The 15,029-nt window shown below is 70.9% G+C and carries 17 protein-coding genes, 1 pseudogene and 1 riboswitch; of the genes and pseudogenes, 8 read left to right on the top strand and 10 right to left on the bottom strand.

Going from position 1 to position 15,029, the window contains the following annotated elements:
• Nucleotides 1-7: 7 nt before the first annotated feature.
• From ACZ7CF_RS01780 to ACZ7CF_RS01770, 3 genes are all read right to left on the bottom strand, one after another.
• On the bottom strand, nt 8-757 hold the full coding sequence (locus ACZ7CF_RS01780; RefSeq protein ID WP_470368563.1) for a CbtA family protein: 750 nt from the start codon (nt 755-757) through the stop codon (nt 8-10).
• Between the two features lie 16 nt (nt 758-773).
• The gene (locus tag ACZ7CF_RS01775; RefSeq protein WP_089955709.1) at nt 774-962 is read right to left on the bottom strand and encodes a CbtB domain-containing protein; all 189 of its coding nucleotides are present in this window, start codon (nt 960-962) and stop codon (nt 774-776) included.
• Between the two features lie 32 nt (nt 963-994).
• Nucleotides 995-1,169: riboswitch (cobalamin riboswitch) on the bottom strand.
• A 48-nt stretch (nt 1,170-1,217) separates the two neighbouring features.
• Nucleotides 1,218-1,868, bottom strand: a complete 651-nt coding sequence (locus ACZ7CF_RS01770; RefSeq protein ID WP_360387276.1) for a (2Fe-2S)-binding protein — start codon at nt 1,866-1,868, stop codon at nt 1,218-1,220.
• 106 nt (nt 1,869-1,974) lie between these two features.
• Between ACZ7CF_RS01770 and ACZ7CF_RS01765 the strand changes: the two genes are divergently transcribed.
• The 3 genes from ACZ7CF_RS01765 to ACZ7CF_RS01755 are packed head-to-tail and all read left to right on the top strand — an operon-like array spanning nt 1,975 to nt 3,403.
• Nucleotides 1,975-2,238: a phosphoribosyl-ATP diphosphatase gene (locus tag ACZ7CF_RS01765; protein WP_065920430.1), complete on the top strand. Its 264-nt coding sequence runs from the start codon at nt 1,975-1,977 to the stop codon at nt 2,236-2,238.
• A 14-nt stretch (nt 2,239-2,252) separates the two neighbouring features.
• Nucleotides 2,253-3,113 (top strand): ATP phosphoribosyltransferase, encoded by an 861-nt coding sequence (hisG, locus tag ACZ7CF_RS01760; protein ID WP_360387278.1) that lies wholly within the window; start codon nt 2,253-2,255, stop codon nt 3,111-3,113.
• Nucleotides 3,110-3,403: an antibiotic biosynthesis monooxygenase family protein gene (locus ACZ7CF_RS01755; protein WP_360387281.1), complete on the top strand. Its 294-nt coding sequence runs from the start codon at nt 3,110-3,112 to the stop codon at nt 3,401-3,403. Before hisG ends, ACZ7CF_RS01755 begins: the two co-directional genes overlap by 4 nt.
• Here ACZ7CF_RS01755 and ACZ7CF_RS01750 read toward each other — a convergent pair.
• The 3 genes from ACZ7CF_RS01750 to ACZ7CF_RS01740 form a co-directional block, all read right to left on the bottom strand.
• The gene (locus ACZ7CF_RS01750; RefSeq protein ID WP_470368562.1) at nt 3,359-3,988 is read right to left on the bottom strand and encodes a phosphoribosyltransferase; all 630 of its coding nucleotides are present in this window, start codon (nt 3,986-3,988) and stop codon (nt 3,359-3,361) included. The two genes, ACZ7CF_RS01755 and ACZ7CF_RS01750, sit on opposite strands and share 45 nt — an antisense overlap.
• Nucleotides 3,989-4,248: 260 nt before the next feature.
• Nucleotides 4,249-5,010 (bottom strand): thioesterase family protein, encoded by a 762-nt coding sequence (locus tag ACZ7CF_RS01745; RefSeq protein ID WP_470368561.1) that lies wholly within the window; start codon nt 5,008-5,010, stop codon nt 4,249-4,251.
• Complete coding sequence (locus tag ACZ7CF_RS01740) at nt 5,010-5,855, bottom strand: RecB family exonuclease (protein ID WP_360387286.1); 846 nt, start codon at nt 5,853-5,855, stop codon at nt 5,010-5,012. Before ACZ7CF_RS01740 ends, ACZ7CF_RS01745 begins: the two co-directional genes overlap by 1 nt.
• A gap of 106 nt (nt 5,856-5,961) precedes the next feature.
• Between ACZ7CF_RS01740 and ACZ7CF_RS01735 the strand changes: the two genes are divergently transcribed.
• A complete protein-coding gene (locus tag ACZ7CF_RS01735; protein ID WP_360387289.1) occupies nt 5,962-7,080 on the top strand; it encodes a site-2 protease family protein in 1,119 nt (372 codons plus the stop codon).
• Nucleotides 7,081-7,092: 12 nt separating this feature from the next.
• On the top strand, nt 7,093-7,920 hold the full coding sequence (locus ACZ7CF_RS01730; protein WP_360387292.1) for a tRNA (adenine-N1)-methyltransferase: 828 nt from the start codon (nt 7,093-7,095) through the stop codon (nt 7,918-7,920).
• 54 nt (nt 7,921-7,974) lie between these two features.
• On the opposite strand, the gene ACZ7CF_RS01725 is transcribed toward ACZ7CF_RS01730, so the two are convergent.
• Together ACZ7CF_RS01725 and ACZ7CF_RS01720 are read right to left on the bottom strand one after the other, a co-directional pair.
• Nucleotides 7,975-8,820 (bottom strand): Rv0361 family membrane protein, encoded by an 846-nt coding sequence (locus ACZ7CF_RS01725; protein ID WP_470368560.1) that lies wholly within the window; start codon nt 8,818-8,820, stop codon nt 7,975-7,977.
• Between the two features lie 58 nt (nt 8,821-8,878).
• On the bottom strand, nt 8,879-9,151 hold the full coding sequence (locus ACZ7CF_RS01720) for a hypothetical protein (protein WP_470368559.1): 273 nt from the start codon (nt 9,149-9,151) through the stop codon (nt 8,879-8,881).
• Between the two features lie 612 nt (nt 9,152-9,763).
• On the opposite strand from ACZ7CF_RS01720, the gene arc reads away from it, so the two are divergent.
• A complete protein-coding gene (gene arc, locus ACZ7CF_RS01715) occupies nt 9,764-11,560 on the top strand; it encodes a proteasome ATPase (RefSeq protein ID WP_360387299.1) in 1,797 nt (598 codons plus the stop codon).
• 179 nt (nt 11,561-11,739) lie between these two features.
• On the opposite strand, the gene ACZ7CF_RS01710 is transcribed toward arc, so the two are convergent.
• Both ACZ7CF_RS01710 and ACZ7CF_RS01705 read right to left on the bottom strand, forming a co-directional pair.
• The gene (locus ACZ7CF_RS01710; protein ID WP_360387302.1) at nt 11,740-12,369 is read right to left on the bottom strand and encodes a response regulator transcription factor; all 630 of its coding nucleotides are present in this window, start codon (nt 12,367-12,369) and stop codon (nt 11,740-11,742) included.
• Nucleotides 12,366-13,433: a sensor histidine kinase gene (locus tag ACZ7CF_RS01705; protein WP_470368883.1), complete on the bottom strand. Its 1,068-nt coding sequence runs from the start codon at nt 13,431-13,433 to the stop codon at nt 12,366-12,368. Before ACZ7CF_RS01705 ends, ACZ7CF_RS01710 begins: the two co-directional genes overlap by 4 nt.
• Before the next feature lie 114 nt (nt 13,434-13,547).
• Between ACZ7CF_RS01705 and ACZ7CF_RS01700 the strand changes: the two are divergent.
• Nucleotides 13,548-14,192, top strand: a pseudogene (locus ACZ7CF_RS01700) (ABC transporter ATP-binding protein); the annotation flags it as partial.
• 53 nt (nt 14,193-14,245) lie between these two features.
• Complete coding sequence (locus ACZ7CF_RS01695; protein WP_470368558.1) at nt 14,246-15,001, top strand: ABC transporter permease; 756 nt, start codon at nt 14,246-14,248, stop codon at nt 14,999-15,001.
• Nucleotides 15,002-15,029 lie beyond the last annotated feature (28 nt).

The following is a 15,029-nucleotide window of genomic DNA, read 5'->3' as shown; positions in this document are numbered from 1 at the left end:
CGGACCATCAGGAAACCGCGACGGGTGCCTTCGCCCGGCGTGTCGCCGGATCGACCAGCAGGCCGAACACCACGCCGAGACCGACGTGGAGCGTGGCCAGCTGGGCGAGTGAGCTGAGGCGGAACTGCCACAGCACGGCCACCGGCATGTCCGCCGGGATCGTGTCCGGCGGCGCGGGGAACGCCACCAGCACCACCGCCACCGCCGCCACGACCGCGAGCAGCACCGCGGTCACGCGGACCGGGTGCGGCTGCGCGGCCAGTGCCGAGGCGAGCCAGCTCGCTCCCCAGACGATCGCCAGACCGGCCACCACCACGCCCAGGTACAGCGCGGTGCGGTAGTTCACCGTGTCCGGGTCGCCCACCGCGGGCGGGTTCGCCGGGTACTTCAGCCACGGCAGCAGCGCCACCGCACCGAACACGGCGACTCCGAACGCGGTGCTGCGGGTGAACGGCGTGCGGTCGGCGAACCAGCGCTTCGACAGCGCGTAGGCCGTGGCGAACACCAGGCCGACGGCGATGCCGACGATCACCACGCCGAGCATGCCGCCCGCGATCTGGACGCCGCGGCTGACCAGCCCCTCCTCGCCGTGCGAGTGGGAGTGGCCGTCACCGGCGGGGGCGCGGGCCTCCTCGACGGCCAGTGCGGCGCGGATGGGGATCTCGGTGACCAGGAGCTGCACGAGCGCGGAGGCGGTACCGGCGATGGCGCCGGCCGCGAGTCCGCGCAGTGCGATCGACCTGTACGTGGTCGTCATCTGCGTGATCAGCGGATCAGTGGCAGGGAACGCCGAGGGCGTGGCGGCCGTCGTGGAAGAACTCGTGCAGCAGCTCCGAGCTCGCACCGAGAGCGAGGCCGTTCTCCTGCAGGACCAGGTAGGTGACGATCAGGCCGAGCAGTGAGACGGCGAAGGCCCACTTGGGCACGCGGACGGCGGACAGGCTTGCTGCGGGGCTCGTCATGACGGGCTCCTCCATACCTCGTGGAAGGTGAAACTCCTTACGGCGCCGCAGCCGGTCTCCTGACTCCCGGATCAACGCTGCCCCCGCGTCTTCCCAGCCCCTCGCGGGACCAGTGACGTGCTCGGCGGGGATCGCTTCCCGGTCACAGTGGCGAGGACCGCGCCGGATTTCCACCGGCTTCCCGTCACTGCGGCGCGTGCACCGTAAGGTGAACGGCGGTTCACGCACAACCGGCCATAAGAGTTGTCGTCTTCATCACTTCACAAGAGGGCAGTCCCCGCACTTCCCACCTGCGGCAACGCGGTAGTAAAGGCAGCACGACCGGCGCAGGAACGCGACCTCGCCGGGCAGGGTGACGAATTCCCCGGCACCTTCGAACGGTGGCGCTGCCATGAGCCGGTTGCCGCGTTCCTCCGCTTCCTCCGCACTCAGCGCACCCGCTCGCACCACCATTTTCAGCGCGCCCGCGATGTTCGACATCGCGTTGCCCCACAGCAGACCGCGTGCCACGGGCACGACCGCGTGGACCGCCTCCACGACCGGTGCGAGCGCCTCCGCCGGGCGCGGGCCGAGCCGCGGGGTGTCGATGCGGACGCTCAGGCCGTTGCGGCGGTGGTGCTGCCACCACAGGTTCTCCGGGCGCACGTCGATCGGCAGGTCCGTCGCGGTGAGCGGGCTGAGCAGCCGCGCGGTGTAGCTGAGGAAGAACAGGCTGGCGGCGACGCGGGGCTCGGCGGCGTTGTAGCGGGCCGCGATCGCGTCGATGGTCTCCCTGAGGGCGGGGCCTTCGAGCAGTGCCGTCCCCGGCAGCCACGAGTCGTCCGGACGGCCCACGTCCAGCGCGAAGAACGGGTTGATGCCGCGCACCTGGCGCAGCGCTGCGAGGACTTCGGCGAACTCCGACACAGATTCACGCTACTGGGTGTCCATGCAGGACAGATCACGTCCACGGGCTGGAACAGAGGTGACCGCGGTGTGGACCACCCGTCCGGAGGTGGGAGGATGTGCCCCCGTGAAGACCTTCGACTCGCTGTTCGCCGAACTGACCGAACGAGCCCGCACCAAGCCGGAGGGTTCCGGCACCGTGGCTGCGCTTGAGGCCGGCGTCCATGCGCAGGGCAAGAAGGTCCTGGAGGAAGCGGGCGAGGTCTGGATCGCCGCCGAGTACGAGTCCGACGAGAAGCTCGCGGAAGAGATCTCGCAGCTGCTGTACCGCCTCCAGGTGATCATGCTGGGCCGCGGCCTGACCCTCGACGACGTCTACAAGTACCTCTGACGGAGAGCTGACCGATGCTGCGCGTAGCAGTCCCGAACAAGGGCGCGCTCGCCGAACGCGCCTCCGCGATGCTGACCGAGGCCGGTTACCGGCAGCGGCACGAGCCGCGCGACCTGACCGTGCTCGACCCGAACAACGAGGTCGAGTTCTTCTTCTTGCGTCCCAAGGACATCGCGATCTACGTGGCGTCCGGTGACCTCGACCTGGGCATCACCGGCCGCGACCTGGCCGCCGACTCGGGCGCCGATGACAACGGCTCCTCCGTCGAGGAGCTGCTGGCACTGGGCTTCGGCGGGTCCACCTTCCGCTACGCGGGCCCGCGGGGCACCGACTGGACGGTCGAGGACCTGGAGGGCAAGCGGCTCGCCACCGCCTACCCGAAGCTGGTCGGCCGCGACCTCAAGCGCCGCGGCATCAACGCCACGGTGATCCGCCTCGACGGCGCGGTCGAGATCTCCATCCAGCTCGGCGTGGCCGACCTGATCGCCGACGTCGTGGGCTCCGGCCGCACGCTGCGCCAGCACGACCTGGTGGCGTTCGGCGAGCCGATCTGCGAGTCGGAGGCGGTCCTCGTGCACCGCGCGGGCTCGGAGCTCTCGCCGGCCAAGAAGCAGCTGCAGGCCCGCCTGCAGGGCGTCGTGTTCGCCCAGCAGTACCTGATGCTGGACTACGACTGCCCGCGCACGCTGCTGGACGAGGCGATCAGCCTCACGCCGGGCCTGGAGTCGCCGACGGTCGCGCCGCTGGCCGACGAGAACTGGGTCGCGGTGCGGGCGATGGTCCGCCGCCGCGACGCGAACCGGGTCATGGACGAGCTGGCCGCGATCGGCGCCAAGGCGATCCTGGCCTCGGACATCCGGTTCTGCCGCCTGTGATCCTGGAGCACGCCGTGCTGGACGTCCTGCCCGGACGTGCGGCGGAGTTCGAGGAGGTCTTCGGCGAGGCGCGGGAGCTGATCTCCGCCTCGCCGGGCTTCCTCGGCCTGCGGCTGTCGCGGTGCCTGGAGGACCCGAACCGGTACCTGCTGCTGGTGCAGTGGGAGTCGGTCGAGGCGCACACGGTCGGGTTCCGCCAGGGCCCGTCCTACGCCCGGTGGTCGGAGCTGCTGCACCGGTTCTACTCACCGTTCCCGGTGGTCCAGCACTTCGAGGACCTCGGCGTCTGAGGTCTGCTCGAAGCGGTCGTACCACCGGCTCACCGCACCGAGGTGCCGCGGCAGGAGCACCGCCACCACGGGCGTGCTGAACGTGCGCACCGACTGCCTCGCGGCGACCGGCACGGCCAGCACCAGGCGGTTCGGCCCTCGTCGCTCCAGCCAGTGCAGGGCGGCCCGCGCGGTGACACCGGTGGCCAGCCCGTCGTCGACCACGACCACGTCCCGCCCCTCGACCACGAGCGGCGGCCGGTCCCGCCGGTACAGCGCGGTCCTGCGCGCGGCCTCGGCCCGTTCGCGGTCGCAGCCCGCGGCCAGCTGCTCCTCGGTGAGCCCGAGCGCTCTGAGCACCGCGGCGTCGTAGATCGGCGCGCTGTCCACCGCGACCGCGCCGACCCCGTACTCGGGGTGCCCCGGCGCGCCGATCTTGCGCGCCACCACCACGTCCAGCTCGGCCCCGAGGACGTCCGCGACCTCCGCCGCCACCGGCACACCGCCGCGCGGCAGCCCCAGCACGAGCGGGTCGTGCCAGGTGTGCTCCGCAAGCTGCGCGGCCAGGGCGCGGCCCGCCTCCCGCCGGTTCGCGAACCTCTTCACAGTCCCGCCGACGCTACGCCCCGTCCCCGTTCCCGCGGCACGCACGAACGGCGTAAAGCCGCTGGCAGCTACTTCACCTGGTGCAACGGCGCGGTGTGTTGGGACGACTTCTGAGCGCCTTCTGGTCTGCGCCACCTGGGAAAGGCGGCCGCACTCGTCCTGGTCGCGCTCGTGCCGGCCCTCACCAGCGAGACGCAGATCCGCACGCTGGGTATCGAGAGCAACGCCCTCGGGATGTCCACAGCAGACTGCGTGCCGAGTCAGCGTTCGCGCACGAACAGGGCCTGCGCCGTCGCCCCCACCGGCCCTTCCACGTCGTGCACGGTGCTCGTCGCCACCCCGACGCCGTCCGGCCCGATCGTGGTGCGCGCGTCCAGGCCGACCCACTCGCCGACGGGACGGCGGTGCAGGTGCACGGTCAGGTCGGTGTTGATGGCGTACCACTTGCGGATGTCCACGCGGGACGAGACACCGCTGGAGGAGTCGACGACGGCGAACAGCCGTTCCAGCGGGGTGATGGGGGAGCCCTCGACCACGTCGACCAGGGGGCGGGCCCACACCAGGGCGTCGCCGGGGGTGAAGATGCCGCCGGACAGGGAGAGCCACTCGACGGCGGAGAGGTAGCCGCCGCCCCAGTGCTCGGGGACCTCCATCGGCACCGCTGCCGACGGCGGGGGCAGCGGGACGCCGGAACCGCCGGCCACCGGGGTGGTGTCGGAGGTCGAGATGCGCCAGGCGCGGGCGACGAGGGCCGCGCGGCCGTTGTGGGACAGGGTGGCGGAGGCCAGCTCCACGGAGCGGCCGGGCCGCTCGACCGCCGTGGTGACGGTGAGGTCGGCCACCGGGACCGGGCCGAGGACCTCGAACGTCACGCGGGCCAGCAGCCGGTCGGTGTCCGACAGGGACCGCACGAGCAGTGCGGAGGGCGGGCCGAGGTGCTGGCTGTCCGGGCCCCACGGGCCGACGGTGTGCGGGGTCGAGCGGTAGGTGTGCTCGTCCAGCGGGAGGTAGAAGGCGGGCATCAGTCGCGGTCCTGGAGGGGTTCGGTGTCGTCGGGCTCCGGCCAGCCGGGGTAGGGCGGCGGGGTGCCGTCGAACGCGGGGCAGAAGGCCTTGTGGTCGCAGTAGTCGCACAGGCGGCTCGGCGACGGGCGGAAGTCGCCGGTCGGCGCGGCGCGCATGATGGCCTGCCAGATGGCTTCCAGCGTGCGTTCGAAGCGGGCCAGCTCCGACTCGTCCGGCGTGTAGGCCAGGGCCTGGCGGTCGGCGAGGTACATCAGGCGCAGCTGGCGGGGGACCACACCGCGCAGCCGCCACAGCACCAGGGCGTAGAACTTCATCTGGAACAACGCCTTGGCCTCGCCGATCTCGCGCGGCGCTGCGCCGGTCTTGTAGTCCACCACCCGGATCTCGCCCGTCGGCGCCACGTCCACCCGGTCGATGTACCCGCGCAGCAGCACGCCGGAGGGCAGCTCGGACTCGACCAGCAGCTCGCGCGACTCCGGCTCCAGGCGGCGCGGGTCCTCCAGGCCGAAGTAGCCGTCCAGCAGCTTCGTGGCCGACGCCAGCCACTCCACCTCCTCCTCACCACCGGGGACCTCGAAGAGCGTGGCGAACTCGGGCCGCTCGGCCTTCACCCGGTCCCACGCCGGCGCGATCATCGACCGCGCGCGGTCGGGCACCCGCTCGGCGGCGGGCAGTGCGAACAGGTCCTCCAGCACCGCGTGCACGACCGTGCCGCGCACCTGCGCCTTGGTCGGCCGCTCCGGCAGGCGGTCGACCGCGCGGAAGCGGTAGAGCAGCGGGCACTGCTTGAAGTCCCCTGCCCGCGACGGCGACAACGCGGGCCTGCGCAACGTGGTGCTCATGGTCCTGACCCTAGGACAGGGGTCTGACAATTCCGGGCACCCCCTGGTCAGCCGCCCCCCGGCGCGGTACACCGCGAGATCACACCGCTGCCTCTACAGTGCACCCGTGGCCGCGCGGATCAGCGAGAAGGAGGGCGGCCTGCTGCTGTTCCGGGTGGCGGGCATCCCGGTGCTGCTCGCGCCGTCGTGGTGGGTCGGCTCGGCGATCGTGGTGGCGTTCTACGCGCCGCTCGTGGACGACCTCGCCCCCGGCACGCCCCCGGCGGTCGGGCTGCTGCTCGCCACGCTCTTCGCGATCTTCCTCGGCCTCAGCGTGCTCGCACACGAGCTGGGCCACTGCGTCGCGGCACTGCGACTGGGCCTGCCCGTCAGGAGGCTGCGGCTGTACCTGCTGGGCGGGTTGTCGGAGATCATGCGCAGCCCCGGCAAACCCGGTCACGAGGGCATTGTCGCGGGGGCGGGCCCGGCCGTGTCTGTCGTGCTGGCCGTGCTCTTCGGCATCGGCGCGTTCGTCATGGAGCCCAGCAACGTCATCTGGCTGCTGGTGGCCCAGATCGCCGCCGCCAACGTCGCGGTGGCCGTGTTCAACCTCCTGCCGGGGCTCCCGCTCGACGGCGGCCGGATCGTGCGGGCGGGCGTGTGGGCCGTGACCGGTCAGCGCGCGACGGGCACGCGGGTCGCCGTCGTCGGCGGTTTCGTCGTGGCGTTCGCGCTCGTCCTGTGGGCGGTCTACGGCATCGCGGAAGGCGCGGAGGACCGGTGGCTGCGCTTCGGAGTGTGCGCGCTCACGGCGTGGGTCGTCGTCGCCGGCGCACGCAGCGAGCTCGCCGGCGAACGGCGCCGCACCTGGCCCGCCGGCGTCACCCTCGACGACCTGATCCTGCCGGTGCTGCAGCTGCCGGCCGAGAGCCCGGTGGCGGACGCGCTGAGCACCAGCGCAGGACGGGGCGTGGTGCTGGTGCGGGCCGACGGCGTCGCGGCCGGGCTGCTCGACGCGGAAGCCGCGCGCAAGCTGGCCGCCGCGAGCCCGTTCGCCCCCGCGGAGCAGGCTGCGGAGCCGATCCTGCCGGAGACGGTGCTGCTGGCCGACGAACCCGGCGAGGAGATCGTGGAACGCGTCCAGGGCACCGCCGCGTGGCAGTTCCTCGTCGTCGACCTGGAGGGCCGTCCGGCCGGTGTGCTGCGCAGGGAGGACCTGCGTGCGGCCATTGAGAAGGGCGTTTGACACCATTGCGCGGTGATTAGCGCAAGTGGACCGTTCCAGCCGGGTGACCGGGTTCAGCTGACCGACCCCAAGGGGCGGCACTACACGGTCGTCCTCGAACCCGGCAAGGAGTACCACACCCACCGCGGCGCCATCCCGCACGACCTGCTCATCGGGCAGCCGGAGGGGTCGGTCGTGCAGTCCGTGGGCGGCACGAACTTCCTGGCGCTGCGCCCGCTGCTGCCGGACTACGTGCTGTCGATGCCGCGCGGGGCGCAGGTCATCTACCCGAAGGACGCCGCGCAGATCTGCATGTACGGCGACATCTTCCCGGGCGCGCGCGTGCTGGAGGCGGGCGCGGGTTCCGGTGCGCTGTCGTGCTCGCTGCTGCGCGCGGTGGGGGAGAAGGGCAGCGTTCAGTCCTACGAGGTGCGCGACGACCACGCGGTCCACGCCATCCGCAACGTGGAGACGTTCTTCGGCGAACGGCCCGGCAACTGGTCGATCACCGTTGACGACGTGAAGAACCACGAGGGTGAGGTCGACCGGGTCATCCTCGACATGCTGTCGCCGTGGGAGGTCCTGCCCACGATCGCGAAGAACCTCATCCCGGGCGGTGTCCTGGTCGTCTACGTGGCGACGACGACGCAGCTGTCCGTGATCACCGAGGCGCTGCGCGAGATGACGTGCTGGACCGAGCCGCACGCGTGGGAGACGCTCGTGCGGCCGTGGCACGTCGTGGGCCTCGCCGTGCGCCCCGAGCACCGGATGATCGCGCACACCGCGTTCCTGCTGACCACCCGCCGGCTCGCGGAGGGCGTGACCGCGCCGAAGCCGCAGCGCCGTCCCAGCAAGGGCTGAGAACAGCGGAAAGGGGGTCCCTCCGGCCGGAGGAACCCCCTCTTGCTCACGATGTCACTTGGTCGGCGCCGTGGGGAGCTTCAGGTCCTTGACGAGCTGGCAGTACTTCCACTTGCCAGACTCCTTCTTGAACGTGTAGTCGATGTCCAGGTCCTGCGTCTGACCGCTGTACGACGAGACGCTGTTGATCTTCACCTTCGCGGTGTCGCCGGACACGTCGGCGCCCTTGTAGGTGAGCTTGGGCACCGGCAGCTTCTTGAGCTCCTCCGCGAGCTTCTTCTGCTCCTCGGTGAGGTTCTTCTCCAGCGCCGCCGCCTCGTCGAGCACCGCCTTGCAGGTCAAGGACTTGGCCTTGCTCTCGTTGCGGGTGCTGGCCGCGGCGATGTACTCCTCGGCGACCTTCTTGACGTCGGCGTCGTCGTCACCGGACTTGCCGTCGCTGCTGCCGGGGTCGGACGTGCTGCTGGCGTTGTTGTCCGAGTCGTTGCCGGAGAGCAGGACGGCGGCCGTGATGCCACCGCCGAGCACGACGACGACCGCGGCGACCACGCCGATGATCAGGCCGGTCTTGCTCTTCTTGGGCGGCGGGCCGCCGTAGCCGGGGCCGCCGAAACCGGGCTGCGGCTGCTGCCCGTACGGGCCGGGCTGCTGGCCGTAGGGGCTCTGCTGGAAACCGCCGCTGGGCGGGCCGAACGGGTCCTGCTGCGGCTGGCCGTAACCGGGCTGCGGCGCGCCGTAGCCCGGCTGAGGGGGCTGCTGGCCGTAGCCGGGCTGGGGCTGGCCGTATCCGGGCTGCGGCTGCTGGCCGTAACCCGGCTGCTGCGGCGGCTGCTGCCCGTACGGACCACCGGGCTGCGGCTGCTGCCCGTGCGGACCGGGCTGCTGCGGCGGGTAGGTCATCGGAAACTCCCCCGAACTGGATGATGTGGTGCTGAGGTGGAGAACTGGGTTCGACGCGTCAGCCGGTGGAGCGGCTTTCCTCCACCGCGGATCCGCCGCACACGAGCCAGCCGGAGTCCTTCTTCTGCAGCGTCATGCCGTACAGGATGAAGCCCTTCTCACCCTCGGCGTTCACCAGGTCGTCCATGCGCAGGTCGAAGGTACCCGTCTCACCCGACACGGCCACCTCGCCGACGGTCACACCGGGCGCGGTCTGAGCGGGTTGCCTCGCGCCCTCGCCCTCCTTGAGGAAGCCGGGACAGGCCACGTCGGCGAACCGGTCCGCCGTCATGGAGCCCTGCCACCCGCTGTTGCGATGGGGTGACGCGGAGGTCCTGGCTGATAACGATTGCGGCACTCCGGCGGGAATCGAGTGCGATGCACTGCGCTGTCGGGTGGTGCGCCGGTTGCGCCGGCAAGACCACCCGGTTGGCCGCAGGCCCGCTGAACGCACCGGAGCCCTGCTCGAGCGGGGTCCTCCGACGAACGGGAACGAGGTGGGTAGCGGTGCGTGACCGCCGAACGGGGCACGTCGTGGTCCACCTGGTGGGATCGCGACACGTTCGTGCTCGTCGCCGAACTGTGAACCGTACCAAGCGTGCCTGCGAATGTCTGAGGGTGGTCGCGCATCGTGGGGATGGGGCAGCCGAGTCGGTGTCCCGATCATCCCCCCGTCGGACTTCTCGCAGGTCGGCGGGCGTGTCGCGACACGAAAGGCCGGTGCTGGTTTTCGGGACGCACGGTAGTGGGAAGCCGGGCGAACCGGGCACCGGGATGGAGCAGTTGACCTCTGTTGGAGGCGGGACCGTTGCGTCACACGAGCGAAGATGATGTTGTGAGTACCCCATTTTGTCGGTGATCGCCGGTACCGTAATCGGTACGTACACGGGAGGAGGGTGCCGACATGCAGCACGGTCATCCCGGCAGCCAACCCGATGAGGGTGGCGAGCTGAACCATGGCAACAACTCTGCTGAGCTGAACGCGCAGATCAGGTTCCTCGAGGACGAGATCGCGTCGTTGCGCCGCAAGCTGACCGAGTCCCCCCGCCACGCGCGGCTGCTGGAGCAGCGGCTGGCGGAGGCGACCGAACGCGTCAGCCAACTGACCGAGCGAAACACGAAGCTCATAGACACCCTCCGCGAAGCACGAAGCCAACTGCTCGCGCTGCGTGAGGAGGTCGACCGGCTGGCGCAACCGCCCAGCGGGTACGGCGTCTTCATGGCGCGGTTCGACGACGGGACGGTGGACGTCTTCACGTCCGGCCGCCGGATGCGGGTCGCCGTGTCCCCGGCGGTCGAGCCGGAGAAGCTCTCCTTCGGCCAGTCGGTGCGCCTCAACGAGGCGCTCACGGTCGTCGAGGCCGGCGGGTTCGAGCGGTCGGGTGAGGTCTGCGCGCTGCGGGAGGTGCTCTCCGAGGACGGGGAGGACCAGATCGCACGGGCGCTGGTCGTGGGGCACGCGGACGAGGAGAGGGTGGTCTGGCTCGCCCAGCCGCTGCTCGACGCGCCGCTCAAGCCCGGCGACTCGCTGCTCGTCGACTCGAAGGCGGGCTTCGCCTACGAGCGGGTGCCCAAGGCCGAGGTCGAGGACCTCGTGCTCGAAGAGGTCCCGGACATCGACTACAGCGACATCGGCGGTCTGTCGCGGCAGATCGAGCAGATCCGCGACGCGGTGGAGCTGCCGTTCCTGCACGCCGACCTGTTCCGCGAGTACGAGCTGCGCCCGCCCAAGGGCGTGCTGCTCTACGGCCCTCCCGGCTGCGGCAAGACGCTCATCGCCAAGGCCGTCGCGAACTCGCTCGCCAAGAAGGTGCGCGAGATCCGCGGGGAGACCGACAAGCAGGCGAAGTCGTACTTCCTCAACATCAAGGGCCCGGAGCTCCTCAACAAGTTCGTCGGTGAGACCGAGCGGCACATCCGCCTGATCTTCCAGCGGGCTCGGGAGAAGGCCTCCGACGGCACCCCGGTGATCGTGTTCTTCGACGAGATGGACTCGATCTTCCGCACCCGCGGTTCCGGTGTGTCGTCCGACGTCGAGACGACGATCGTGCCCCAGCTCCTCGCCGAGATCGACGGCGTCGAGGGCCTGGAGAACGTCATCGTCATCGGCGCCTCCAACCGCGAGGACATGATCGACCCGGCGATCCTCCGCCCCGGCCGCCTCGACGTGAAGATCAAGATCGAGCGGCCGGACGCCGAGGGCGCGAAGGACATCTTCAACAAGTACCTGACGCCGAACCTCCCGCTGCACGCCGACGACCTCGCCGAGTTCGGCGGGGACCCGAAGGCCTGCATCGAGGGCATGGTGCAGCACACCGTGGAGCGCATGTACGAGGAGTCAGAGGACAACCGGTTCCTGGAGGTCACCTACGCCAACGGTGACAAGGAGGTCCTGTACTTCCGGGACTTCAACTCCGGCGCCATGATCCAGAACATCGTCGACAGGGCGAAGAAGGCGGCGATCAAGTCGCTGCTGGACACCAAGCAGCCCGGGCTCTCCGTCCGGCACCTGCAGGCCGCCATCCTCGACGAGTTCGCCGAGAACGAGGACCTGCCGAACACGACGAACCCGGACGACTGGGCGCGCATCTCGGGCAAGAAGGGCGAGCGGATCGTCTACATCCGCACGCTCGTCACCGGGAAGAACCAGGACGCCGGCCGCGCGATCGACACGGCCACGAACACCGGCACGTACCTGTAACACCGCTTCGAACCGAACCGCCCCGGTCGCTCCTCGCGACCGGGGCGGTTCCACGTGCCGGTACCCCCTCCCCGCTTGTCTGCTCAGGCATCTGCAAGTACCACCAACACATGATCGAATCGCCGTTGACCACCACCAACCTGTTCGCCGCCAGTCGAACCAGGCAGGGATCGCAGAGGTCAGCGGGCCAGGCCGGACTCGTAGGCCGCGATCACCAGCTGCGCGCGGTCCCGCGCGTGCAGCTTCGCCAGCAGGTTTCCGATGTGCGTCTTCACCGTGCCGGTGCTGACGTGCAGCTCGGCCATGATCTCCGCGTTCGACAGCCCGCGCGCGATCAGCCGCAGCACCTCCTTCTCGCGTTCGGTCAGCACCTCCAGCCCGCGCACCGGTGGCGCCGAGGGCCGCCGCACGAACTCGGAGATCAGCTGCCGGGTGACAGACGGCGACAGCAGCGCCTCGCCGGAGGCAACCACGCGGATCGCCGCCAGCAGTTCGGCCGGTGGTGTGTCCTTCAGCAGGAAACCCGAGGCACCGGCGCGCAGGGCGCCGAACACGTACTCGTCGAGGTCGAACGTGGTCAGCACCAGCACGCGCGGGCCGTCCAGCAGCCGCGTGGCCTCGATGCCGTCCATCTCCGGCATGCGGATGTCCATCAGTACCACGTCCGGTCGCAGGGACGCGGCCAGCGCCACGGCCTCGGCTCCGGTGCCGGCCTCGCCCACCGCGGTCAGGCCGGGTTCGTTGTCGACGAGCAGCCGGAAGCTCGCGCGCAGCAACGCCTGGTCGTCGACGATCAGCACGCTGGTCATCGGATCGGCAGCTCCGCGTGGACCCGGAACCCGCCACCCTCGCGTTGTCCCGCGCTGAACGTCCCGCCGTACACCGCCACGCGTTCCCTCATCCCGACCAACCCGTGCCCCGTCCCCAGCTCCCGCACCCCGGGACCGTCGTCGGTGACGTCGACCACCACGGCCTCCGCCGTGATCCGCACCAGCACCGTGCACGCCGCGGGTGCCGCGTGCTTCACCACGTTGGTCAGCGCCTCCTGCACGATCCGGTACGCCGACAGCGCGATCCCCTCCGGCACGACCGTCCCGCCCGTCACCTCCAGCGCGACGCGCACCCCGGCGAGCGAGGCGCGGTCGGCGAGGTCGGCCAGCCCGTCGAGGCCGGGGGAGGGCGCCAGGTCGGCGTCGGAGCGCAGCACGCCCAGCAGCCCCCGCATCTCGGTCAGGGCCGCACGGCTCGTCTCGGAGATGACCTGCAACGCGCTGTACGCGTGCTCGGGTGAACGCACGTGTGCGGCGTTGCCGGCCTGCACGGCGATCAGCGAGAGGTTGTGCGCCACCACGTCGTGCAGCTCGCGGGCGATGCGCAGGCGTTCGTCGGCGAGTGCCTGCTCGGCCTGCCGGGACGCCTCCCGCTCGATCATCGAACGCCGCAGGCGGGTGGTGTAGCCGATGGCCCACACCGCGCCCAGGGCGGCGAACGCGACCAGGACGTTCTCGGGCTCACCGCCGGAGACGACGGCGGTGGCGGTGATCGCCACCAGGAACGCGCCCAGCGACCAGACCCGGTCACGGTCGACCGCCATCGTGTAGAGGCAAAAGCAGACCGCGCCCAGCGGCGCGCCGAGCGCCGGGATCGGCAGCACCCGGCTGATGACCGAGAACACCATCGCCGCGGTGCTCACCGCCAGTGACAGCTCCGGCCACCACCGGCGCACGGCCACCGGAGCGGCGACCAGCCCGGCCACCGGTACCGCGACCCACGGCGACGGGTGCTGGTGCGGTTCGAGGATCGCGTAGGCGACGAGGACCCAGATCACCAGCGCGGCCGCCGCGTCGACCAGGTAGAGGTGCAGCTTCGCCATCACGGGACCGAAGGTAACGACCCGCGGGACCGCACGCCTCGGACCACGGTCCGATTCGGGAGATCGGAGCACGGTCCGATCCGGTGGAGCGCGCGACCGCCGACTCTTCTCCGCATGATCGAGGTGCGGAACCTGACGAAGAGATACGGCGGCACCACGGCGGTCGACGACCTGTCGTTCACCGTCCGGCCGGGACTGGTGACGGGCTTCCTCGGCCCGAACGGCGCCGGCAAGTCCACGGCCATGCGCATGGTCGTCGGCCTGGACCGGCCCACGAGGGGCGAGGCGCTGGTCTGCGGCAGGAGGTACGCGGAGCTGGACCGGCCGCTGCGGCACGTCGGCGTGCTGCTCGACCCGGCCGCGGTCCACCACGGCCGCAGGGCGCTCGACCACCTGCGCTGGATCGCCGCGAGCAACGGCATTCCCCACCGCCGCGCGGAGGAGCTGGTCGAGCAGGTCGGCCTGGGCGGCGTGCGGCACAGGCGGATCCGGGCGCTGTCGCTCGGCATGAAGCAACGGCTCGGCGTCGCGGCGGCGTTGCTGGGCGACCCGCAGGTCCTGATGTTCGACGAGCCGGTCAACGGCCTCGACCCCGAGGGCGTGCGGTGGATCCGCGAGCTCATGCGGTCGCTCGCGGAGCAGGGCCGCACGGTCTTCGTCTCCAGCCACCTGATGAGCGAGATGGCGCTGACCGCCGACCACGTCGTGATCGTCGCACGAGGACGGCTGGTCGCGGAGACACCGATGGAGGCGTTGACCCGCAACGGTTCGCTGGAGGACGCCTACCTCGACCTCACCTCCGGGAGGGGCCTGTGAGGAACGCGTTCGCCGCCGAGTGGATCAAGCTCCGGACGGTCAGGTCGTCGCACGGGCTGGTCATCGCGCTCGGTCTGGTGCTGGCCGCGGGGGCGGTGCTGTCGTGGCTGATCGTGCAGGACTACGACGCCTCGCCGGCCGTGGAACAGGCGAAGTTCGCCTCCGCCGACAGCAGCGTGGTGATCACGCCGGTCGCGCAGTTCCTGGTCGCCGCGCTCGGCGCCCTGGTCGCGACGTCCGACCCGCGGCTCACCGCGCTGACCGCCGTGCCGGACCGGAAGCGCCTGCTGGCCGCCAAGACCGCCCTCGTCGCCACCGCGGCCGTGGTCCTCGGCACCGCGGCGCTCGCGCTGAGCATCGGCAGCAGCCGGTTGTTCATGGGGGACCGGCCGCCGCCGATCGCGCCGTGGGAGGACCTCGGCGACGTGCTGCCGTGGGCGGGCGCGGCGGTGCTGTCGATCCTGGTCACGGGGCTGGTCGGCCTCGGTCTGGGGCTCGCCGTGCGGTCGACGGCCGTCGCGGTCGTGGTCGTCGGCGTGCTGCTCTGGGGCATTCCCGCGATCACGCCGATGCTGCCGCCGCCGTGGAACGTCGACGCCTCGGCGGTGATGGTGCCGTACCTGGTGTGGGAGGTGGCGGGTGCCGCCGAGGACGCGCCGCTGAGTGCGCCGGCCGCCGTCGCAGTTTTGGTGCTTTACGCACTGGTGACTCTCGGTACCGGAACTGTGACTCTTCTGCGACAAGATGCTTGACGCACTCTTGGGGCGGCCTTAAGGTCAT

The sequence above is a fragment of the Lentzea sp. NPDC036955 genome, from assembly GCF_055608005.1.
Note: the sequence above shows the minus strand (reverse complement) of the source record. Positions and strands in the feature narration are given on the sequence as shown.

Coding starts and splice junctions, on each gene's coding strand:
- ACZ7CF_RS01780 (WP_470368563.1), bottom strand. CDS start 757: ATGACGACCACGTACAGGTCGATCGCACTGCGCGGACTCGCGGCCGGC.
- ACZ7CF_RS01775 (WP_089955709.1), bottom strand. CDS start 962: ATGACGAGCCCCGCAGCAAGCCTGTCCGCCGTCCGCGTGCCCAAGTGG.
- hisG (WP_360387278.1), top strand. CDS start 2,253: ATGCTGCGCGTAGCAGTCCCGAACAAGGGCGCGCTCGCCGAACGCGCC.
- ACZ7CF_RS01745 (WP_470368561.1), bottom strand. CDS start 5,010: ATGCCCGCCTTCTACCTCCCGCTGGACGAGCACACCTACCGCTCGACC.
- ACZ7CF_RS01740 (WP_360387286.1), bottom strand. CDS start 5,855: ATGAGCACCACGTTGCGCAGGCCCGCGTTGTCGCCGTCGCGGGCAGGG.
- ACZ7CF_RS01725 (WP_470368560.1), bottom strand. CDS start 8,820: ATGACCTACCCGCCGCAGCAGCCCGGTCCGCACGGGCAGCAGCCGCAG.
- ACZ7CF_RS01720 (WP_470368559.1), bottom strand. CDS start 9,151: ATGACGGCGGACCGGTTCGCCGACGTGGCCTGTCCCGGCTTCCTCAAG.
- arc (WP_360387299.1), top strand. CDS start 9,764: ATGCAGCACGGTCATCCCGGCAGCCAACCCGATGAGGGTGGCGAGCTG.
- ACZ7CF_RS01710 (WP_360387302.1), bottom strand. CDS start 12,369: ATGACCAGCGTGCTGATCGTCGACGACCAGGCGTTGCTGCGCGCGAGC.
- ACZ7CF_RS01705 (WP_470368883.1), bottom strand. CDS start 13,433: ATGGCGAAGCTGCACCTCTACCTGGTCGACGCGGCGGCCGCGCTGGTG.